Annotated in this window: 21 protein-coding genes; 19 read left to right on the top strand and 2 right to left on the bottom strand. The window is 35.8% G+C overall.

Annotated features, from left to right (window positions below; genetic code table 11):
• Position 1 precedes the first annotated feature (1 nt).
• The 6 genes from buk (at position 2) to CBF33_RS02745 (ending at position 7,057) form a co-directional block, all read left to right on the top strand.
• The gene (buk, locus tag CBF33_RS02770; protein ID WP_126761384.1) at positions 2-1,096 is read left to right on the top strand and encodes a butyrate kinase; all 1,095 of its coding nucleotides are present in this window, start codon (positions 2-4) and stop codon (positions 1,094-1,096) included.
• Positions 1,097-2,509 carry a dihydrolipoyl dehydrogenase gene (lpdA, locus tag CBF33_RS02765; RefSeq protein ID WP_126761382.1) on the top strand — a complete coding sequence of 471 codons (1,413 nt, stop codon included), beginning with the start codon at positions 1,097-1,099 and terminating at the stop codon, positions 2,507-2,509.
• A gap of 15 nt (positions 2,510-2,524) precedes the next feature.
• Positions 2,525-3,511 (top strand): thiamine pyrophosphate-dependent dehydrogenase E1 component subunit alpha, encoded by a 987-nt coding sequence (locus CBF33_RS02760; RefSeq protein ID WP_126761380.1) that lies wholly within the window; start codon positions 2,525-2,527, stop codon positions 3,509-3,511.
• A gap of 30 nt (positions 3,512-3,541) precedes the next feature.
• The gene (locus CBF33_RS02755) at positions 3,542-4,528 is read left to right on the top strand and encodes an alpha-ketoacid dehydrogenase subunit beta (protein WP_126761378.1); all 987 of its coding nucleotides are present in this window, start codon (positions 3,542-3,544) and stop codon (positions 4,526-4,528) included.
• 14 nt (positions 4,529-4,542) lie between these two features.
• The gene (locus tag CBF33_RS02750) at positions 4,543-5,844 is read left to right on the top strand and encodes a dihydrolipoamide acetyltransferase family protein (protein WP_126761376.1); all 1,302 of its coding nucleotides are present in this window, start codon (positions 4,543-4,545) and stop codon (positions 5,842-5,844) included.
• Between the two features lie 166 nt (positions 5,845-6,010).
• Positions 6,011-7,057, top strand: coding sequence for a PTS sugar transporter subunit IIC (locus CBF33_RS02745; protein WP_170167732.1), 1,047 nt, complete (start codon positions 6,011-6,013; stop codon positions 7,055-7,057).
• Here CBF33_RS02745 and CBF33_RS02740 read toward each other — a convergent pair.
• Positions 7,054-7,944, bottom strand: coding sequence for a LysR family transcriptional regulator (locus tag CBF33_RS02740; protein ID WP_126761372.1), 891 nt, complete (start codon positions 7,942-7,944; stop codon positions 7,054-7,056). The genes CBF33_RS02745 and CBF33_RS02740 overlap by 4 nt on opposite strands.
• A gap of 282 nt (positions 7,945-8,226) precedes the next feature.
• Here CBF33_RS02740 and CBF33_RS02735 point away from each other — a divergent pair, with 282 nt between their 5' ends.
• The 10 genes from CBF33_RS02735 to CBF33_RS02690 all read left to right on the top strand — a co-directional run bounded on the left by CBF33_RS02735 (position 8,227) and on the right by CBF33_RS02690 (position 16,871).
• Entirely contained in the window at positions 8,227-8,535 is a 309-nt protein-coding gene (locus tag CBF33_RS02735; protein ID WP_126761369.1) for a PTS lactose/cellobiose transporter subunit IIA, read from the top strand.
• Between the two features lie 31 nt (positions 8,536-8,566).
• Positions 8,567-10,258, top strand: a complete 1,692-nt coding sequence (locus CBF33_RS02730; protein ID WP_126761367.1) for a PTS transporter subunit EIIC — start codon at positions 8,567-8,569, stop codon at positions 10,256-10,258.
• Entirely contained in the window at positions 10,251-11,681 is a 1,431-nt protein-coding gene (locus tag CBF33_RS02725) for a glycoside hydrolase family 1 protein (protein WP_126761365.1), read from the top strand. Before CBF33_RS02730 ends, CBF33_RS02725 begins: the two co-directional genes overlap by 8 nt.
• A 28-nt stretch (positions 11,682-11,709) precedes the next feature.
• The gene (locus CBF33_RS02720) at positions 11,710-12,588 is read left to right on the top strand and encodes a DMT family transporter (protein ID WP_126761363.1); all 879 of its coding nucleotides are present in this window, start codon (positions 11,710-11,712) and stop codon (positions 12,586-12,588) included.
• A gap of 18 nt (positions 12,589-12,606) precedes the next feature.
• Positions 12,607-13,374: a DeoR/GlpR family DNA-binding transcription regulator gene (locus CBF33_RS02715; RefSeq protein WP_126761361.1), complete on the top strand. Its 768-nt coding sequence runs from the start codon at positions 12,607-12,609 to the stop codon at positions 13,372-13,374.
• Between the two features lie 2 nt (positions 13,375-13,376).
• Entirely contained in the window at positions 13,377-13,805 is a 429-nt protein-coding gene (gene lacA, locus CBF33_RS02710; protein ID WP_126761359.1) for a galactose-6-phosphate isomerase subunit LacA, read from the top strand.
• 12 nt (positions 13,806-13,817) lie between these two features.
• Positions 13,818-14,333, top strand: a complete 516-nt coding sequence (gene lacB, locus CBF33_RS02705) for a galactose-6-phosphate isomerase subunit LacB (protein ID WP_126761357.1) — start codon at positions 13,818-13,820, stop codon at positions 14,331-14,333.
• A gap of 12 nt (positions 14,334-14,345) precedes the next feature.
• Positions 14,346-15,332, top strand: a complete 987-nt coding sequence (gene lacD / locus CBF33_RS02700; protein ID WP_126761355.1) for a tagatose-bisphosphate aldolase — start codon at positions 14,346-14,348, stop codon at positions 15,330-15,332.
• Between the two features lie 9 nt (positions 15,333-15,341).
• Positions 15,342-16,274, top strand: coding sequence for a hexose kinase (locus CBF33_RS02695; RefSeq protein ID WP_126761353.1), 933 nt, complete (start codon positions 15,342-15,344; stop codon positions 16,272-16,274).
• Positions 16,275-16,355: 81 nt separating this feature from the next.
• Complete coding sequence (locus tag CBF33_RS02690) at positions 16,356-16,871, top strand: DNA topology modulation protein (protein WP_244919674.1); 516 nt, start codon at positions 16,356-16,358, stop codon at positions 16,869-16,871.
• A 15-nt stretch (positions 16,872-16,886) separates the two neighbouring features.
• On the opposite strand, the gene cls is transcribed toward CBF33_RS02690, so the two are convergent.
• Positions 16,887-18,413 (bottom strand): cardiolipin synthase, encoded by a 1,527-nt coding sequence (cls, locus tag CBF33_RS02685; protein ID WP_126761351.1) that lies wholly within the window; start codon positions 18,411-18,413, stop codon positions 16,887-16,889.
• A 374-nt stretch (positions 18,414-18,787) separates the two neighbouring features.
• On the opposite strand from cls, the gene pflB reads away from it, so the two are divergent.
• The 3 genes from pflB (at position 18,788) to CBF33_RS02670 (ending at position 22,902) form a co-directional block, all read left to right on the top strand.
• Positions 18,788-21,034: a formate C-acetyltransferase gene (pflB, locus tag CBF33_RS02680; protein WP_126761349.1), complete on the top strand. Its 2,247-nt coding sequence runs from the start codon at positions 18,788-18,790 to the stop codon at positions 21,032-21,034.
• A 58-nt stretch (positions 21,035-21,092) separates the two neighbouring features.
• Positions 21,093-21,863: a pyruvate formate-lyase-activating protein gene (gene pflA, locus CBF33_RS02675; protein WP_023605567.1), complete on the top strand. Its 771-nt coding sequence runs from the start codon at positions 21,093-21,095 to the stop codon at positions 21,861-21,863.
• A 115-nt stretch (positions 21,864-21,978) separates the two neighbouring features.
• Positions 21,979-22,902: a manganese-dependent inorganic pyrophosphatase gene (locus CBF33_RS02670; protein WP_126761347.1), complete on the top strand. Its 924-nt coding sequence runs from the start codon at positions 21,979-21,981 to the stop codon at positions 22,900-22,902.
• Positions 22,903-22,964 lie beyond the last annotated feature (62 nt).

Below are 22,964 nucleotides of genomic sequence, written 5' to 3'. Positions count from 1 at the left end.
AATGGGAGCTATTTTAGTTATTAATCCGGGTTCAACATCAACGAAACTAGCAGTTTTTGCTAATCATGAATTACTAGCTGAAGAAACAATACGACATACGGTAGATGAAATCGAACAGTTTGAAGGTGTGATTGATCAAACTGCTTTTCGCAAACAGTTGATACTTGAATTTATTGAAACCTATAATTTCGCCGACGAATTGGTGGCGATTGTTGGGCGTGGTGGTTTATTAAAACCTATTCCAGGCGGCACGTATTATGTAGATGATGCGATGCTTGAGGATTTATTGACAGAAAAATATAACACGCACGCTTCAAACTTAGGTGGTATTTTAGCACATGAATTTGGTCAAGAATATCATGTTCCTGCCTTTATCGTAGATCCAGTAGTCGTCGATGAGATGATGCCAATTGCACGTATCTCAGGCTTAAAAGGAATTGAGCGTCGTAGTGTTGCTCACGTCTTAAATCAAAAAGCAGTAGCAAGAAAAATACTCGAAGAAAATAGTCTGACTTATGAAGATGGGCGTGTGATTGTGGCACATTTAGGTGGCGGTATTAGTGTTGGTGCCCATGCAAACGGCAAAATGATTGACGTCGTAAATGGTTTGGATGGCGAAGGTGCTTATTCACCAGAAAGAAGTGGGACATTACCACTGATTGAGCTATCTAAAATTATTATTGACAATGAAATGACGTTAGCAGAAGTCAAAAGTTTAATCGCAGGTCATAGCGGTTTGAAATCATATCTGAATGAAACAGACTTACGAAATATTCAAGAAAAAGTCGATAATGGTGATGAAGTTGCAAAATACTATTTAGATGGTATGTGCTATCAAGTAGCAAAGAGCATTGCCGAAATGTCTGTCACTTTAGAAGGAAAAGTAGATTACATTATTTTGACAGGCGGAGCGAGTCACTCTAAATATATTTTAGAAAAAATCAATCAATATGTTTCTTGGATGGCGCCTGTGGAAGTCTATCCAGGAGAGATGGAGATGGAAGCATTATATGAAGGAGCTAGACGTGTATTAGAAGGCGAAGAGGAAGTTCGTCATTACGCAAATGAAACAATATCAAGAGTGGGAGTGAAATAGATGGCAGAAGAAACAGATTTACTTATTTTAGGTGGTGGAACGGGCGGTTATGTAGCTGCAATAAGAGCAGCACAAAAAGGCATGAGTGTGACAATCGTTGAAAAAAATAAGCTAGGAGGAACCTGTCTTCATAAAGGGTGTATTCCAACAAAAGCGTTATTACGCAGCGCGGAAGTCTATGACACCTTAAAAGACGCTGAATCGTTTGGTTTAGAAGGGATAGGAAAACCAACCGTTAATTTTAAACGAATTCAAGAGAGAAAACAAAACATTATCAATCAACTACATATGGGAGTTGAAGGATTATGTAAGAAAAATAAGATTCGTATTCTTGAAGGGGAAGGTGCGGTACTTGGTCCCTCCATTTTCTCTCCAGTATCTGGTGCTGTGGCGGTAACGTTTAACGACAAAGAAAAGGAAGAAGAAATCATTGTTCCTAAAAAAGTATTAATTGCAACTGGCTCACGTCCGAGAACATTGCCTAATTTACCTCTTGATGAAGAAATGATTTTATCTTCTGACGGTATGTTAGAATTAGAAACTTTACCAAAATCCATGGCTATAGTAGGTGGCGGTGTGATAGGAGTAGAGTGGGCGTCTCTTCTCAATAGTTTAGGAGTAGAGGTCACATTGATTGAATTTATGGATCGCTTATTAATCAATAAAAGTACCACTGTTTCGCGCGAATTGAAAAAGCAGTTTGAACAGCGTGGAATCAACGTCATGTTGGGAACGAAAGTGGAAGAAGCGAAAGTAAATAAAAAGAGCGTTGTTTTACAATTAGGAGAAAAAGAAGAACTAAAAGTGGAGAAAGTCATGGTTGCGATTGGACGTCAGCCAAATGTTGACGGAATTGGCTTACAAAACACTTCAGTAAAATATGATGAAAAAGGAATTCATATTAACGAATATTATCAAACAACTGAAGGACATATTTATGCAGTTGGTGATTGTATTGATACGTTACAACTCGCGCATGTTGCGATGAAAGAAGGAGAAATTGCGGTAAGTCATATGTTAGATGAACAAGTTGACACTATTCATTATCATAATGTACCACGTTGTGTCTATACGCAACCAGAAATCGCTAGTGTGGGTTATACGAAAGAAAATGACCCTGAAGGAAAAAATGTTAAAGTGGGAACATTTAACTTTGCAGGAAATGGAAAGGCGTTGGTATATGGAGAAGGTTCAGGATTTGTAGAAGTCATTCGCGATACGGACACGGATGATTTACTAGGTGTCACAATTATCGGCCCTCATGCAACAGATTTAATCTCTGAAGCAAGTACGTCGATATACATGGATGCAAGTCCAATAGAAATTGGAGAAGCGATTCATCCGCATCCAACCATGTCCGAAGTGATTCAAGAAGCAGCATTAGATACGTATGGTAAAGCAATACATAAATAGAAAGGTTGATGAAAAATGAAAGCGCTAAAAAAATCAGGCTTATCAAAAGAAGAGATTATTCAAGCATATCGTGAAGTGTTGAGAGGTCGTCGTTTAGATGAACGTTTATGGCAATTAACACGTATCGGAAAAACATCATTTAATATTTCAGGTCAAGGAGCTGAAGTTGCACAAGTTGCGATGGCAATGGCTTTTGATCATCAAAAAGATTATTTCTTACCGTACTATCGTGACATGACGGCTTGTCTCGTATGGGGAATGACACCAAAAGATATCATCATGGGTTCTTTCGGTAAAGAAGATGATCCATCATCTCATGGTCGTCAAATGCCAAACCACTATGGCTCAAAAGAACATAATATCGTTTCATTTGCTTCAACGGTAAGTACACAAATGCCGTTAGCGACAGGAGTGGCTTATGGTGCTCAATTAGCGAATGAAGATTTTGTCGCTCTAACGACAACAGGGGAAGGTTCTGCTAACCAAGGGGAAGTCCAAGAAGCGATGAACTTTGCCGGTGTTAAAAAATTACCAGTTATTTTCGTTGTTGAAAATAACGAATATGCAATCTCAGTAGGAATTGAAGAACAATATGCTAACGAAAAAATGTCAGACCGTGCACATGGTTATGGTTTTAAAGGAGTGACGGTAGACGGTAATGACTTTACAGAAGTGTATTTAACTTTCAAGAAAGCAGTCAAAGATGCTCGCGACAAAAAAGGACCAATGTTAATTGAATTGATGGTATCACGTTTAACATCTCACTCTGCAGATGACGATCAATCAGTTTACCGTTCAAAAGAGGAGTTAGAAAAACTAAAAGAAACAGATGCGCTCCTAGTCTTTGAAAAACAATTAATAGATGAAGGATATTTAACAAAAGAAGAAATTGCCAAAATCGATGAAGAAGTAAAAGAAGAAGTTAACAAAGCAACAGACGAAGCGGAAGCAATGCCAGATCCAAAACCAGAATCAATGATGGAACAAGTTTACGCTGAATAATTTGATAAATTCGAGAGAGGGATGAATAAAATGGCAGAAATGACATATTTAGAGGCAATTAACTTAGGTATCTCTGAAGAAATGGCTCGTGATGAGAAAGTCGTAATCTTTGGAGAAGACGTAGGTGGCGATAAAGGTGGCGTGTTCGGTGTCACGAAAGGTTTAGCAGCAAAATATGGAGATGACCGTTGTTTCAACACTCCATTAACTGAGGGATTAATCGGGGGGCTAGCAGTCGGTTTAGGGTTACTAGGGTATCGCGCTATTGGGGAATTCCAATTTGCTGATTATATCTTACCAGCTACCAACCAAATCTTATCTGAAGCGCGTACAATGCGTTATCGTTCAAAAGGTGATTGGACAGCACCGATAGTTTATCGTACGCCTTATGGTGGTGGTGTTCGTGGTGGACTATATCACTCTCAATCAACTGAAAAAGTTTTCTGTGGTCAACCTGGCTTACGTGTCGTAACACCGTCAAATCCTTATGACGCGAAAGGCATGATAAAAGCAGCGATTCGTTCAGATGATCCAGTTATCTTCTATGAACATAAACGCTTATATCGTTTGCTAAAAGCAGATGTACCAGAAGAGGATTACATCGTGCCAATCGACAAAGCAAATGTTGTGCGCGAAGGATCAGACATTACAGTTATTGGCTATGGAATGGTTTTACAATACGCAATCTCAGCTGCTGAGCAATTAGCAAAAGAGGGCATTGAAGCTGAAGTAGTTGACGTTCGTTCGCTGTATCCTTTAGACCGAGAAACGTTAGTAGAAGCAGCGAAGAAAACTGGAAAAGTTTTATTAATTACTGAGGACAATAAAGAAGGCAGTGTCATGAGTGAAATTGCAGCCATGATTTCAGAAGATGCTTTGTTCGATCTTGATGCACCAATTCAACGTTTGGCTGGGCCAGACTGCCCAAGTATGCCTTATGCTTTATCGCTTGAGCGTGAGTTCTTAGTCAATGAAGAACAAGTATTAGAAGCAATGAGAAACTTAGCAGAATTTTAGAGGGGGAAAAATATATGGCAATCAAAGAAGTATTAATGCCGAATTTAGGAGAAAGTGTGACGGAAGCATCTGTTACCAATTGGTTAGTAAAACCTGGAGATAAAGTGAAACGCTATGATCCTTTAATGGAAGTCGTTTCAGATAAAGTCACAACAGAAGTACCGTCTGATTTTGATGGTGAAGTGAAAGAATTCTTGATTGACTTAGATCAAAGTGTTCCAATTGGGACGGCTATTTTAACATTAGAAGTTGAAGGAGCGGCTGATGAAACCCCAGCTGTTGAAGAGAAACAGAGTGAAAGTAGTCAAGAGAAACCAAAAGCCACTCAACCAACACCTGCTAAAGCAGAAAAACCTAAAAATATCGGACGCTTGTCGCCAGCTGTTGTTCGATTAGCACAAGAAAAGGGAATCGACCTAGAACAAGTAACAGGTACAGGTTCAGGTGGTAGAATTACGCGTAAAGATATTATGAACTTTAATCCAGAAGACCAAGTTGTTTCTGGAGCTGAAATGCCAGTGGATATTGAACCAAAAGAGCAAGTTAATGTCGACGTACCACAAGAAAATAAAGCACCTGCGCCAAAACCAAAACATGAAGAACCTGTATCTAGCAGTCATGCAGAAAGCGTTCCTGCTGATGGTGTGAGAAAAGCTATCGCGAAGAAAATGGTTCAAAGTGTTAATGAAATCCCACATGCATGGATTATGGTCGAAGCAGATGTCAGCAATATTGTAAAACTTCGTAATGAAGTGAAAGAAGACTATAAGAAACGTGAAGGTCATTCACTAAGTTTCTTCCCATTCTTTGCTAAAGCGGTTATTCAAGCATTGAAGAAAAATCCAAAAATCAATACGTCTTGGGATAATGGAAATATCAATTACCACAAAGACATCAATATGTCGATTGCTGTCACAACAGATGAGCATCTATATGTACCGGTGATTCATCAAGCGGATAACTATTCAATCTCAGGGTTAGCAAAAGAAATCAATCGATTAGCTGGAGATGTCCGCAAGGGAACACTAAAATCTCAAGACATGCAAGGTGGCACATTTACACTTAATAACACAGGTTCAATAGGATCTGTTCAATCAATGGGAATTATTAATCATCCACAAGCAGCTATATTGCAAGTAGAATCTATTAATAAACGCATTGTACCAACTGCTGATGGTGGATTTAAAACAGCTGATATGGTGAACCTATGCTTATCAATTGACCATCGTATTTTAGACGGTCAACAAGCTGGAAAATTCTTAAAAGATGTCAAAGAAAACTTGGCACGTTTCTCATCGGAATCAGACGTTTACTAATTAAAAAGAAAGAGATAAGACTGAGAAAGTAGAAAAGGGGGACAGCCTTATCTTGTACTAAAATCTAATAAATAAGTGAAACGTGAATTCTTCGTTATGAGTCCTAAGCTATCTCATTACCAGAAGAATTCACGTTTTAAAATGAAAACGATTAGGAGAATGAATCATGACAGAAAAAGCAGAAAAAATCACACCTAAAATATTTATGAACAAAGTTCTTGCAGGGACAGCACTAGGTACGATTGTGGCACTTATTCCAAACGCTGTGTTAAGCGCGATTTTAAAATATTTTGCTCAGTACAAAATAATCGCAATGATTATAGATGCAGCTGTTATTTTTCAGTTAGCAACACCTTTGATAATTGGTGGATTGATTGCGGTTCAATTTGGTTTTAATCCAGCTAAGATCATGGTTACAGCAGGGGCAGCCTTTGTTGGCTCAGGTGTTATTAAATTTAATCCAGATATGAAAGTTTTTGTAGGGGCTGGTACAGGGGATATCATTAATATTATGTTGACAGCGTCAGTAGCTGTTTTAATGTTACTCTATATTGGTGATAAATTTGGATCAGTGGCAATTATTGGTTTACCGATTGTCGTCGGCATTGGTGCCGGTGTTTTCGGTATGTTGACCTACCCATTTGTGACCCAAATCACAGTAGCAATTGGAAAAGTGATTAATAACTTTACCGATTTCCAACCTGTTATCATGAGTATCTTGATTGCTTGTTCGTTTGCTGCGTTAATTATTTCACCGATTACAACGGTAGCGATTGGCTTAGCTATTCAGCTTAACGGTGTTTCGGCAGGAGCGGCAGCAATGGGAATTGCTGCGACAACAGTCGTCTTGGTGATTAACTCTTGGAAAGTCAATGAATCTGGTGTCACACTAGCGATTGCATTAGGTGGAATGAAGATGATGATGCCTAACTTGTTTAAGTATCCGATTATTTTACTGCCTTGTCTCTTTACCGCGACTATTTCAGCGATTCCAGTCGCCATGCTGTCGATTTCAGGAGTACCACAATCAGCAGGGTTTGGTTTAGTTGGCTTGGTTGGCCCGCTTGCCTCACTTGATGCAGGTCTTAATATTGTAGCCGTCATCGTGTGTTGGTTTGTTATTCCTATTATAGCGGGCTTTGTTTCCAAGTTTTTATTTGAAAAGACATTGAAACTATACGATAGCTCAGTTGTTTTTGCTTTCCAAGGTTAGTTTTCTTTTAAAATTGAAATAAATTTATCAATCAGTTCCGTGCGATGGAAATCTTTTCGTAAGGCAATGCCGATAGAAAAGTAATTGCAGCGATCTTTTAATGGAATCCATTTTACACCTTCGACTTCACTGACTACCCGATACTCTATCGGCAGTAGGCAGATGGAGTCGTTTTTCTTTAAACTATATAAAAGCACCTGTAAATCATCATTATGCATGACAACATTTGGTTCGAAACCAAAAGCTCGAGCTCGGTCAGTAAGCATACGTCCAATCATATAATCGTCAGTAAGAGATGAAAAGCGTTCATTTTTCAAATCGTTAAAAATAAGCTCGTCATATTCAGAAAGTGGATTTGTTTCAGGCACGACCACATATACATGATACCCCTTTGTCGTCGTTTCTAATGGTTCAATGGTGATGGATTCGGGATGATAGTTTGGGAATGAAATCAACCCTAAATCAATTTGCTTATCGACGAGTAAATCTTGCAGTCGATGTGATCCATCTTGTTTGATTACTAACTCAACATTGGGATGAGTGGCTAAAAACTGTGAAATTTCTTTCATAAATTGAATCGCAAATAACGTCGTCAGCCCTAATCGAATCGTTTGCTTCGTCGGTTTGCCTTGCATATCATAAATGTCATCAATAAGTTGGTCAAATTGGCGTACGAGTTCTCGCCCACGATTATACAAAACAAGACCTGTATCTGTAAGTTGGAATGGACTATCAGTATGAACAAAAAGTTTGGTATTTAAATCGTTTTCCATTTTTTTTAGAGAGAGGGAGAGAGTTGGTTGCGTAACAAATAAGTTGCGTGCAGCATCTGAAATATTACGCGTATTCGCAATTTCTACAAAATAACGTAACTGTTGAATATTCATGTAATCTTCCTTTCTTCACAAACATAAGACTCACTCATATCATACGAAAACGTAGATGTTTATTCAATTGAAAACCCTTACTTTTATCTGAAAAAACGCTGTTATGATGAAATTAATTTTGATGTTTTATTAAAGTTAATTACAACAATATATTAAATTAATCAACAGAGCGGTATCTATTTTATTTCTTGCGAATATGTTTAAAAATGTTTGCATTTGTGTTTACATTTGTTTTAAGTTGTGATATATTGAATCTAACAAATGATTGAAAGGGGTTTCAGTATGGATAGAGAAGAAGCGCAAATGTTGGGTTTTGAAATTGTAGCTTATGCCGGTGAAGCTACGTCCAAGTTAATGAAAGCGTTACAATTGTTTTTGGAAGAAAATTATGATGAATCAAGATCGATTTACAATGAGGCAGTAGAGTGCATTGTTAGTGCACATAATGTTCAAACATCAATGTTACAGAAGGAGGCAATGGGAGAAGAGATACCTTATAGTTTTACAATGGGACATGGACAAGATCATTTAATGAGTTCTGTATTATTGAGAGAAGTTATGGACACATTATTAAAATCTAAGAATGTTTAAAAATGTTTATTTATGAATAGGAGGATTAAAAATGAATGCAGTAATTAAACAATTAGAAAAAATGAAACCATTTTTCGATAGATTTACAGCAAATACTTATGTAAGTGCTATGAGAAATGGGTTAATTGCACCGATGTATGTTTTATTATTTTCGAGTTTATTTATGATGATTGGATATATCCCTAATACATGGGGTTTTTACTGGAGTGACGAGATTATGTCGTTAATCTTAAAACCTTACGACTTCACAATGGGAATGTTTGGTTTAATTATTACGATGACAATTTCTAAATCATTAGCAGAAATTTTGAATCAAAAAATGCCTGTTGGGAAAAAAATTAATGTAGTAGCTACAATGGTTTCTGCAATTTCTGTTTATTTAATCATGATGGCAGATCCTATTGAAGGTGGTATATCGATTGAGTATTTGGGTTCATCAGGTATGTTAGCAGGGATGATTATTGCATTTATCATTCCAAATATTTATAAATTTGCGATTAAAAGAAACTTGACTATTAAGTTGCCTGATGAAGTACCTCCAAATATATCAGAAACATTTGCGAGTCTGATTGCCTACTCATTAACAATTGCTTTTTTCTGGATATTCGATATTATTTTCCGAGAGCTTTCTGGAGGTATGAACGTTGCTGAGGCGCTGATTAGTGTTTTAAACCCAATTTTTAGTATGGCAGATTCATATTTTGGTTTATCATTATTATTTGGTGCTACTGCATTCTTCCAATTTCTTGGATTGAATGGTCCGGATGTTGTTTTTCCAGCTGTAAAGCCGGCTATGTTTATGAATTTGGCAGCCAACCAAGATGCATACGCTGCAGGATTACAACCAACTCATGCTTTGACTAATTCAAGTTATGATATGGCCATTGCTATGGGAGGGACAGGAGCGACCTTAGTTTTAGTACTTATGTTCGCTTTTCTTGCGAAGTCTAAAGCAAATAAAGCGGTAGGTAGAGCAGCTACGATACCTGTGCTATTCGCTGTTAATGAACCTTTGACCTTTGGAGCTCCATTAATTATGAATCCGATGTTCTTTATTCCTTTCATGTTAGCTCCAATTGCTAACAGTATACTTCTGAAATTTTTCATTGATGTTCTTGGAATGAGTGGATTTATTATGGAAGTTCCTTGGACTATGCCGGGGATTTTAGGCTTGCCATTAGGAACAAATTTAGATCCTCTTTCATTTGTTTTAGTCGGGGTAATATTATTAGTGGACGCTGTGATTTATTATCCGTTCTTTAAAGTTTATGATAATGAACGTTATCAAATGGAACAAGAAGAAAAGGATAACGACAATAATGATGATAATGAAATTTCACTTACTGAGTTGAAAGGAAGAATTGGCTCTGTTAAAAAAGATTTAAATGTTCTTGTTTTATGTGCAGGTGGCGGAACAAGTGGTTTGTTTGCCAATAGTTTGAACAAAAATAAAGAAACTATAAAAGAAACTTTTGATATTGATGTCAATGCTCAAGCATCACATTATGGACAACATAGTAGTATTATACAAGACTATGATGTTATTGTTTTAGCTCCTCAAGTATCTAGCCATTATGAAAATTTAAAAGAGGAGGCAGCTCAGTATTCTGCGAGTGTTATAAAAACATCTGGAAAAGAATATATTGAATTTACTAGAGATAGTGATAAAGCAATGAGATACATTTTAAATATAATTTCAGAAGGAGAAGATAAAAATGACTAAACAATTTCCAAAAGATTTTATGTGGGGAAGTGCTTCAGCCGCTTATCATTTTGAAGGAGCTTACAATAAAGACGGAAAAGGACTAACAGTACAAGATGTTACTCCATATGGAGCGCGCGGTTTAATAACTGATGGGCCTATAAAAGAAAACTTGAAGTTAGAGTCAGCTAATTTTTATGAGAACTATAAGGAAGATATAAAGCTATTTGCAGAAATGGGATTCAAAGCTTTCAGAACATCTATCTCTTGGGCAAGAATATTCCCGAACGGAGATGATAAAGAGCCTAACGAAAAAGGACTTGAATTCTATGATAATGTAATAGATGAATTATTAAAATATAATATTGAACCTGTTATTACACTTTCCCATTATGAAACACCTTTAGCTCTTGCAAAAAAATATGATGGTTGGATGGATAGACAACTAATAGAACATTTTGCTAACTATGCCAAAGTTGTTTTTGAAAGATATAAAGAAAAAGTAAAATATTGGATCACATTTAATGAAATTAATGCTATTTTGGAAACGCCTTTTATTGGTGGGGCAATTCTAACGCCAGAAGAAGACTTATCACCTTCAGAATTATATCAAGCTGCACATCACCAACTTGTTGCAAGTGCTCTTGTCACAAAGATAGCAAAAGAGGTTAATCCAGAATTTCAAATTGGTTGTATGATATCTTCTAAAGGAGTATATCCATTAAGACCTCATCCGGAAGATGGCGTTCAAGCCATGTTAAAAGAACAGGAACTAGATTTTTTCACGCATGTTCATGTAAGAGGAACATATCCTAACTATATGAATCGCTTTTTCAAAGAGCAAAATATAAATATAGACATCACGGAAGAAGATAAAAAAATACTTAAGGATTATCCTGTCGATTATATTTCTTTAAGCTATTACAGAAGCTGCTGTTGTACAAGTTTAGGAGATGATATGCCTGATGTAAGAGATGTTTCAGAAGACACTTTTACTGTTAAAGAAGTAGCGAATCCATTTTTGGATGAGAGTGAGTGGGGATGGCAAATTGACCCAATTGGGTTTAGGATTTTATTAAATAATATGTGGGAAAAGTATAATGTTCCTATTTTTATTGTTGAAAATGGATTAGGTGCTAAAGACACATTGGAGAAAGATAATGAAGGTAATCTGACTGTTAAAGACCCGTATAGAATAGATTATTTAAAACAACACATTCAACAAGTTTATGAGGCTATCGAGGACGGTGTCGAGATAATGGGTTATCTAAGTTGGTCTGCAATGGATGTTGTAAGTACAACTGAAGGATCTATTGAGAAACGTTATGGTTTTATTTATATAGACCTAAATCAAGATGGATCAGGAACGAGAAATAGAATTAAAAAAGATAGTTTTTATTGGTACAAGGACTTAATCGAGCAAAATGGTACAAATATCTTATAATAATGTTTGTAATGAATAAGGAGGATGTATGTCAAATAAGGTAAAAGGGACATTAGCTGTATTGATTGCAGCAATGATTTGGGGTGGTGGCTTTATAGCCACTTCCAAGTCATTAGATAGTTTCCCAACTCTAACAATGTTAGCTATTAGATTCTCTTTATCGGCAATCCTTATATTACTTTTATTTTTTAAAAGAATAAAACTAATGAAAAGACAGGAATTTTTAAAAGCATTACCTTTGGGAGTTTTTCTATTTTTAGCTTTTGCAACACAGACTTATGGCTTGAACTTTACAACAGTATCTAACAATTCATTTTTGACAGCTATGAATGTTGTGTTTACCCCTTATTTAGGGTGGCTATTATACAAAAAAAAGCCTAGTAAAACTATTTTCTTTGCTAGCGTATTATCACTAATTGGCGTAAGTCTGTTAACGCTAAATGGATTTAGTTTTAAATTAAATATAGGTGATGGCATTACACTTATTGCAGCCATATGTTTTTCTTTACATGTATTATGGGCTAGCAAAGTCTGTGATATAGATCATGTTATTACAACATTTGTTCAAATGTCGGTTGCAGGAGTTATCTCTTTAATTGGTGCATTATTATTTGATTCAGAGATAAAAGAAGTATCTCTGAGTTCCCTTTATTCACTTGTTTATTTGATAATTGTGGCAACGGTTGTGTCATATTTGTTACAAATGTATGGTACTAAGCACATAAGCCCTAGTATGGTTTCAATATTATTGTCAACCGAAGCAGTATTTGCTACAATTCTGTCTGTCATTTTGTTAGGCGAGAAAATAGACATAAAGTCGTTTATAAGTATATTGTTAATGAGTATAGCTGTTTTTATAAGTTCGAGAGACGAAAGTGCTTTGGACACTATAGAAGAGCCAGTTTAAAATAGAAGGGTGATTTCAATGTTAAAAACTGAAAGACATAATATTATATTATCTGTATTAAAAGAAGAGGGTGTAGTTTCAGTTTCTGCATTGAACGAGTTACTACATGTATCATCAATGACTATTAGACGTGACTTATCGGAACTAGAGGAAGCTGGTTTATTATTAAAAGTCCATGGCGGAGCTCAAAGTATAGATTTTAATAAACAATCAGAGTTATCTCATTATGAAAAAAAAGAGATAAACATTGATGAAAAAAGGGAAGTTGCAGAAATAGCAGCGAGTTTAATCAATGAAAAAGACACAATATTTTTAGGACCAGGAACTACAATTGAATTGATGTCAGAGTTTATTCAATGTGACTACATAAGAATCGTAACAAATAGCTTACCTGTTTTTGAAAAATTTAAAGATAATTCAAGTTACGAGATTTATTTAATTGGTGGTGTGTATAGGGAACGAACTGGAGCTTTTGTCGGTGGATTGACATCTGAGATTATAAAATCTTTAAAATTTCAAAAAGCCTTTATCGGTACTAATGGGATTAAAAATAAAGACATTTATACTGCTAACATCGAAGAAGGTAGTAATCAAAAACTTATATTGGATAATTCATTATATAAAATAATAGTGGCAGATCATCATAAATTAGGCAAAGAGGATTTTAATGCTTTTTATACTTTGGATAAGGTGGATTTACTTGTAACAGATCGAAGTATATCGAATTCTAAGAAAAAAACTTATGAAAAGTACGTAAACATATTACATGATATAAAGGATGTGTAGAAATGAAAGTAATTATTGGTGCAGATAATGATGGTTTTGAACTCAAAGAAAAAATAAAAAATGTTTTAACAGAGGAAGGATTTAGTATTTTAGATGTTTCTGAAAAAGCATCTGATACTTTTGTAGAATCGACCGAAAAAGTAGTTAATGAGTTGAAAAAGAATAAAGATAATTTGGGTGTTAGTTTTGATGCATACGGCGCAGGAAGCTTCATGGTAGCAACAAAACATAAAGGTATGATTGCAGCTGAGGTGTCTGAAGAAAGATCAGCATATATGACACGAGAGCATAATAATTCTCAGATGATTACTATAGGTAGTCAAATTGTAGGAGAAAAACTAGCTGAAAACATTGTACTAGCGTTTTTAAAAGCTGAGTATGATGGTGGAAGACATCAAATAAGAGTAGATATGTTGAATAAAATGATATAAAGGAGAATCTATATGAAAATAGCGATTGGATGCGATCATATTGTTACGGATGTAAAAATTGCTGTAGCTGACTTTTTTAGAAATTTAAACTATGAAGTGATTGATGTAGGGACATATGGTTTTCAAAGAACACACTATCCAATTTATGGAAAAAAAGTAGGCGAGTTAGTTGCATCAGGAGAAGTTGATGCAGGTATTGTGATTTGCGGAACAGGTGTAGGTATTACAAACGCAGTTAATAAAGTGCCTGGTGTGAGAGCTGCGCTAGTGAGAGATATGACAAGTGCAATCTATGCCAAAAGTAGTCTTAATGCTAATGTTATAGGGTTTGGTGGTAAAATCACAGGAGAATTTTTAATATGCGATATTGCTAAAGCCTTCTTTGAAGCACAGTATCAAGAAACAGATATGAGTAAAAAAGTCATCAATCATTTAGAAGAGTTAGATAGTGAAAAGGAGATTGTTAAAGAACAAGAACTTTTTGATGATTTATTAGAGAAATGGGACAACGGCGAGTATACTGATTAGGAGTGATTATATATGTTATTATCTAAAAATAAACGTCAACATATGGAGAATCTATCAACGAAAGATGGTGTAATTGCTGCATTGGCCATAGATCAGCGTGGAGCTTTAAAAAAAATGCTGAATAAAGAGCAGTATACTGGTGATGAAGATTGTGCTATTACTGAGTTTAAGAAGTTAGTTTCTAAAGAACTAACGCCATATTCATCATCAATATTGCTTGATCCTGAGTATGGAATTCCAGCTAGTCAGCTCAGAAATTCAAAGGCAGGCCTAATAGTTGCATATGAAAAAACAGGGTATGATACTAGTGAATCGGGTCGATTTCCTGATTTGATAGATGATATATCTGTTTACCGTTTGAAGGAAATGGGAGCGGATGCTGTGAAATTTCTTCTTTATTATAATTCAGACGATAATGATAAAATAAATCAAAGAAAACACGCGTTCGTTGAGAGAATTGGGTTAGAGTGTGTAGGGGCGGATCTTCCGTTCTATCTTGAGTTATTATCGTATGATAATGAAATTACTGATAATAATAGCAAAGAATTTGCGAAAATTAAACCTAATAAAGTAATAAATATGATGAAAGAATTTTCAAAAGAACGCTATCATGTGGATGTATTGAAGGTTGAAGTACCAGTGAATATGAATTTTGTTGAAGGCTTTACCAATAGAGATGATGTCGTATACAGTAAAGAGGAAGCCTTAGAACATTTTCGTAATCAAAGTATGTCTACTCACTTACCATTCATTTTCTTAAGTGCAGGTGTAAGTGCTGATTTGTTCCAAAAAACATTATATTTTGCAGCTGAAGCTAACTCTGAATTTAATGGTGTTTTATGCGGAAGAGCAACATGGCAAAATGGCTTACCTGCTTATGTGCGTGGAGGAGAAGAAGAAGCAACTGAATGGTTAAAAACAGAAGGAAGAAAAAATATAGAAGATTTGAATAAAGCTGTCTTCGAAACCGCAAGCTCATGGCATTCTAAATTTAAGTGAGGTAAGAAAATGATATTAACAGTAACAATGAATCCTTCTGTAGATATCTCATATCGCCTCAATCAATTAATGTTAAATAATGTCAATAGAGCAGAAGAATATGAAAAAACTCCTGGTGGAAAAGGGTTAAACGTGACACGTATAATAAAGCAAATGCAAAAACCCGTTTTAGCTACAGGATTGGTGGGTGGAGCTAATGGAACGTTTATCACAGAAGAGTTATTAAAAGATAGAATAAAACACGACTTCACGTTCACTAAAAAAAATACTAGAAATTGTATAGCTATACTTCATGATGGGAATCAAACTGAGGTTCTTGAACGAGGACCATTCATCGAAAAAAGTGTGCAAAATGATTTTTTGGATAAATTTTCTGAGCTAGTGAAGTACGCAGAAGTAGTCGTGATATCTGGAAGTGTTCCTAATGGTGTAGAAACTAACTTTTACAGAACATTATTAGAAGAAGCCGAAGAAAATCAGAAAGTAATAGTAGATGCTTCTGGAGAATTATTACAGAGTGTAATTAGATCTGAAAAGAAACCATTTGCTATAAAACCTAATGAGTCTGAAATATGCGAACTATTACATGTTGAGGTTGAGGAATTTGAGATTAACGCTAAAGATATCGTATTAAATAACGTCTTGTTAAAAGAAATACCTTTAATATTAATTTCTAGAGGGAGCAAAGGTGCTTATGTCAAATATTATGACGACTTTTATGAAGTTAATATACCTACAGTTTCGGTGGTTAATCCGGTAGGTAGTGGAGATGCAACTGTCGCAGGTATTTCGGTAAGTTTATTAGAAAATAAATCAATCGAGGAAGTAATGAAGTGTTCTATGTCCTTAGGTATTTTGAATGCTATGGAGAAGAAGACTGGTTACGTTAATTTAAAAGAATATGAAAACATCTATAGTTCTGTTAAAGTAGTTAAGTTATAATGTTAGAAAACTCATAAGGAGCCTTAATATGAATCCTTATGAGTTTACTTTTGTTTATATAGGGTGAAAGGGCGGTGTTAAATGATGAAAGTGGCTATTATTGGTTATAGTGGGAGTGGAAAATCGACTTTAGCTCGTGAGATAGGAGTAGTGAATGACATTCCTGTACTTCATCTCGATACCGTCCAATTTTTACCGAATTGGCAAGTTAAAGAAGATAAAGAAGCTCTTAAAGAAGTAAGTGACTTTATGGCAAGAGAACAATGGATTATTGAGGGGAATTATACACGATATCATCAAGCACAAAGATTGGAAGAAGCAACGTGGATTATTTGGCTGAAGTTCTCGCGTTGGGCTTGTTTAAAGCGTGTTATTAAACGTTATATAAAATATCAAGGAACGACAAGGCCAGACATGGCAAAAGGCTGTGAAGAAAAACTGGATTGGGAGTTTATTACTTGGGTTTTATATAAGGGAAGAACGCGAGACAAACAGCAACATTATCAAAATATTGTCAATAGATATCCTGATAAGATGACGCTTATCAAGAATCAACGACAATTAAATAAAATAAAAAACGTTATGCTTAAACATTAGCATAACGTTTTTTGCTTACATAAGTGGGGCAAAAACATTTAAAACAGCTCGTCCTAAATGTCGCCACCAACCAACTCGTCTTACTTCATCAATAGTAATTTCCTGACATAACGCTTGGGTCGCGATAAAGTCATCATATACTTCTTGGACCGCTGTCGTTTTATACATCCATACGCCACATTCAATATGAAGATATAAACTGCGATAATCCATGTTAATCGAACCGACCACCGCATATTCGTCATCAACCACAAATGTCTTAGAATGGATAAAGCCAGGCGTGTATTCATAAATCTTTACACCTGCTTCTATTAGTTGGTCGTAATTAGAGCGTGTGACAGCATGTACATACCATTTATCAGGAATATGAGGTGTTTGAATTCTAACATCAACCCCACTCTTCGCGGCATTACATAGAGCTTCCATTAATAAATTATCAATAATCAGATACGGTGTTGTAATGTAAACATAGTGATCCGCTCGATTAATAAGTGATAGATAGACATTACTGCTGAGAGACTCTTCATCAAAAGGGATGTCAGTATATGGTTGATAAAATCCTTCCTCATCAGGAAGTTCTGGAAAATGACCAGGATGATAGTCTTCATAGACGTCATTCTCACCACGGACAAAATCCCAAAGTGTTAAGAACATCAGTGTAAATCCCCAAGCTGCTTCACCTTCTAAGCGAATCGCCGTATCTTTCCAGTGACCGAATCGCTCAATTTCATTAATGTATTCATCAGCTAGATTAGCGCCGCCAGTAAACGCTACTTTTCCGTCAATCACGGTAATTTTTCGATGATTACGATTATTGAAAATAGAAGAAAGAACTGGAACGAAAGGATTAAACACACAAGATTTTATTCCCATTTTTTCTAGTTCAAGATCATAGCGATGAGGAAGTGTAAACATACAGCCAAAGTCGTCGTACATTAATCTGACATCAACGCCTTGTTCAGCTTTTCGGACGAGTATTTCTAGTATTTCGTCCCACATTTTTCCTTTTTCGATAATAAAGTATTCCATAAAAATGTATTTTTCAGCTTTTTCTAATTCGATCTTCATCGATTCAAACATATCTTCACCTAGTGGGAGGTACTGACTCTTTGTGTTTTTAAATAAGGGTACAAGACCGTAGTTGGTGAGATAGTTTGATTGAATGATTGCATCCATATCATTTTCAGGCAAAGCGACTTTTTCTACCGTTTGTTCGATTGCTCGCGTTTCAGCCACTTGTACTTTACGCATGCGATTAACAAAATCGCTCCGTACATATAGATGACCGAAAATAAAATAAATCACCACACCTATATAAGGTAATAACATGACTGGGATAAGCCATGCAATTTTATAAGCTGGATTGCGACGACTATTAATAATACTTAAAATGGCAAATAAAGCTGCGATAACGTAAACGGCATAGAAGTAAACGAAGTACTCTTGAAATTGCCAAAGAATCCCGACAATTAGCAATAGTTGAATTAATAATAAAACACCAATTAAAAAGACTCGATTTGTTATAATTTTTAATAATTTCATACATCACCACTCTCTGAATCGTTACTCCCATGCCTTATTATAACTGATTTTATCTAATAGTGTTATTAAAATATCGGGTAGTTAAAAAATAAATTTATGAAAACGGTGTTATAATGCAGAAAGCCTTAAAAACACAACTGTATTAGTACAGAGAAAGGTAATGTTTGAAACAGTTAAAACAATCATTTTATATAAATTTGTGATAAGCATAACATTTTAAAATGTTGATATTAATAGCTTTATTCACTTTTTTTAAAATAAAAAAAGAAAAATAGATTATTTTCACACAAAATGCTTGTGATATTTTTATCTTGTGTTATACTGTAATTGTAAAGCTGTTACAAAGATGTAAAAAGAAAGAGGAGGTCCAGTTAATGGGACATTGGGATGGATTTAAAGGCGAAGCGTGGAAAAAAGAAGTTAACGTACGTGACTTTATTCAAGCAAACTACACTGAGTATCGCGGAGATGACAGTTTCCTAGAGCCAATCGCACCAAGCACAGACAAATTATGGACTAAATTACAAGAACTTTTTGAAATTCAACATGAAAAAAATGGCGTATACGACATGGATAGTAATATTCCTGCAACGATTACGTCGCATGAACCAGGTTATTTAATCAAAGAAGAAGAAAAAATTGTCGGATTACAAACAGACGTACCATTGAAACAAGCATTCATGCCTTTTGGTGGAATCAAAATGGCAAACAATGCCTTAACATCAAACGGTTATGAAACAGATGAAGAAATGACGAAAATCTTTACTGACTGGAGAAAAACACATAACCAAGGTGTTTTCGATGCTTACACACCAGAAATGCGTGCTGCTCGTCGTAACAAAATTATTACTGGTTTACCAGACGCATACGGACGTGGCCGTATAATCGGTGACTACCGTCGTATTGCTTTGTATGGTATTGACTTCTTAATGGAGCAAAAAGCCAAAGATCATGCTAACACTGGTAACAAAGTGATGACAGATGATGTTATTCGTTTACGTGAAGAAATCACAGAACAATATCGTGCATTAGCACAAATGAAAGAGATGGCAGCTTCTTATGGATTTGATATTTCTCGTCCAGCTGAAAATGCAAAAGAAGCTATTCAATGGCTATACTTTGGTTATTTAGCTGCTATTAAATCTCAAAACGGTGCTGCAATGTCTATCGGACGTATCTCAGCATTCTTAGATATTTATATTCAACGTGATTTAGAACGTGGATTAATCACTGAATTCGAAGCACAAGAGTTAATTGACCACCTAATTATGAAATTACGTATGGTTAAATTCGCTCGTACACCAGAATATAACCAATTATTCTCTGGTTACCCAATTTGGGCAACACTAAGTATTGCGGGTATGGGATTAGATGGACGTTCATTAGTAACGAAAAATGATTTCCGTATTTTACATACATTAACAAATATGGGACCATCTCCAGAGCCAAACTTAACTGTTTTATACTCATCAAGATTACCAGAAGGTTTCCGTACTTTTGCTGCAAAAATCGCAAAAGAAAGCTCATCTATTCAATTTGAAAATGATGATTTATTACGTGAAAACTGGGGTTCAGATGACTGCGCTATCGCATGTTGTGTGTCTGCAACAGTCGTTGGTAAAGATATGCAATTCTTTGGAGCACGTGCTAACTTAGCTAAAGCTGTTCTTTATGCGATTAACGGTGGTGTCGATGAAATGACAAAACAACAAGTGGCACCTCGTTTCCGTCCAATGACTGGTGATAAATTAGACTACGATGAATTTATCGAAAACTACAAAGATATTATGGACTGGTTAGCAGAATTGTACGTTAACACATTAAATGTTATTCACTTCATGCATGATAAATATGCATATGAAGCACCTCAATTAGCTTTAATGGATAGCGACTTAAAACGTACTTTCGCAACAGGTATTGCAGGTATCTCACATGCTGCGGATAGTTTAATGGCTATCAAACATGGTAATGTTGAAGTAATTCGTGATGAAGATGGTTTAGCAGTAGACTATGTACCAACAAACGAATTCCCTACATACGGTAATGACCAAGAAGAAGCAGATGCTACAGCAAACTGGATTCTTGAATACTTTATGACACAAATTAAACGTCAACACACATACCGTAATTCAACACCAACAACATCATTATTAACGATTACATCAAACGTTGTATACGGTAAAGCAACAGGTAATACACCTGATGGACGTCGTGCAGGTAAACCATTAGCACCAGGTGCTAACCCAAGTTACCAAGACGGTAAATATTTAGGTGAGAAAAATGGCTTGTTAGCTTCATTAAACTCAACAGCACGTCTTGATTATACAAATGCTCTAGATGGTATTTCTAATACTCAAACGATTAACCCTAATGGATTAGGTAAAGATGATGCAACACGTATCAATAACTTACGTAATGTAATGGACGGATACTTTGACAAAGGTGGTTACCACTTGAACGTCAACGTCTTCACAAATGAGTTATTACTTGATGCACAAGCACATCCAGAAAAATATCCAAACTTAACGATTCGTGTATCTGGTTACGCTGTTAAATTCCGTGACTTAACACCGGAACAACAAGCAGACGTTATCGCAAGAACATCACACGATCACATGTAATAAAAAATAATGGGATGGCGAGAGTCATCCCTTTTTTAAAAAATGGAGATGAGAAAAGATGTCGAAACAAGTTGTCGGAAGAATACATTCCACTGAAAACTTCGGAACCGTAGACGGTCCTGGTGTACGCTTTATTATTTTTACTCAAGGGTGTCAAATGAGATGCCAGTTCTGTCATAACCCTGATACATGGAAAATCGGTGGGGGACGTGAAGTCACGGCAGATGAGATGATAGAGGAAGCTTTAAAATATCGTAGCTATTGGGGAGCAGAAGGGGGCATCACAGTAAGTGGTGGCGAACCTTTACTTCAGTTAGATTTCTTGCTAGATTTATTTAAAAAAGCTAAAAAAGAAGGTATTCATACGACTATCGACACTTGTGGGAAACCTTTTACTCGTCGCGAACCATTCTTTAGTAAGTTTGAAGAATTAATGCAGTACACAGATTTGCTGTTATTTGATATCAAACATATTGATAGTGATGGACATCGTGAATTAACATCCCATCCAAATGAGAATATTTTGGAAATGGCACAGTACCTTTCAGATATTAATCAACCGGTATGGATTCGTCACGTCCTTGTTCCACAACGTACAGACTACGATGAATATTTAATACGTTTAGATGCTTTCATCAAAACATTAAATAATGTTGATAAAGTCGAAGTATTGCCTTATCACACAATGGGGATATACAAGTGGCAAGAGTTAGGCTTGGATTACCCGTTAGAAGGTATCAATCCACCTGCTCAAGAGCGTGTTAAAAATGCTCAGCAACTATTACATGTCGATGATTACAAAGGCTATCAAACACGTGTATGGTCATAAAAGTTTAAAAAGACGTCTATTTTGACGTCTTTTTTATTTGCTCGTTTAAAACGGTATAACATATAAGGTGATTTATGATATAATGAAACCACATGAAGAAAGAAGGAGTTTTTGTATGTCAACGATTTTAATTTTTGGTCATAAAAATCCGGATACGGATACTATTACTTCAGCTATTTCAATGAGCTACTTACAAAATCAATTAGGTCTTAAAACAGAAGCGGTTGCATTAGGTGCTCCTAATGAAGAAACACAATTTGCGTTGGATTATTTTAAAGTAGCTGCGCCACGTATTATAGAGCGTGCGAGTGACGAGACGAACCAAGTTATGTTAGTGGATCATAATGAAGCACAACAAAGTGTCGACGATATTAAGGACGTCGAAGTTTTAGCTGTTGTTGATCATCATCGTATAGCTAATTTTGAAACGGCGAATCCACTGTACTATCGTGCAGAGCCAGTTGGTTGTACGGCGACAATCTTATATAAAATGTATCAAGAAAATGACATTGCTATTCCTAAAGAAATTGCAGGATTAATGCTTTCTGCTATCGTTTCTGATACGCTTTTATTCAAATCACCAACATGCACGCATCAAGATGAAAAAGTTGCAAAACTTTTAGCTGAAATAGCAGATGTTAATTTAGAAGAATACGGTCTGGAAATGTTAAAAGCAGGCACGAATCTTGCTACAAAAACAGATGAAGAAATTTTAGACTTAGACGCGAAATCATTTACGATGAATGGCAAGATTGTGCGTATTGGTCAAGTTAACACAGTGGATGTGGCGGAAGTTTTAGCACGTCAAGCGTCATTAGAAGCATTGATGACTGAAAAAAATTCCAAAGATGGCTTTGACTTATTCGTTCTTGTTATTACTAATATTTTAGATAGCGATTCCGTTGTTTTAGCTATTGGAGAAGAGATTGCGGCTGTTGAGAAAGCCTTTAACGTGACCTTAGAAAATCATACTGCGTTACTTCCTGGTGTTGTTTCTCGTAAAAAACAAGTCGTGCCACAATTAACTGAAGCATTTTAAAACCTAACAGTCAAGCCACTCTTCTGAGAGCTTGGCTGTTTTTTAAGTCGTAAGAGAAAGAG

Origin of the sequence: Vagococcus lutrae (assembly GCF_003987555.1) — a bacterium.
GTDB lineage: Bacteria > Bacillota > Bacilli > Lactobacillales > Vagococcaceae > Vagococcus_A > Vagococcus_A lutrae.
Note: the sequence above shows the minus strand (reverse complement) of the source record. Positions and strands in the feature narration are given on the sequence as shown.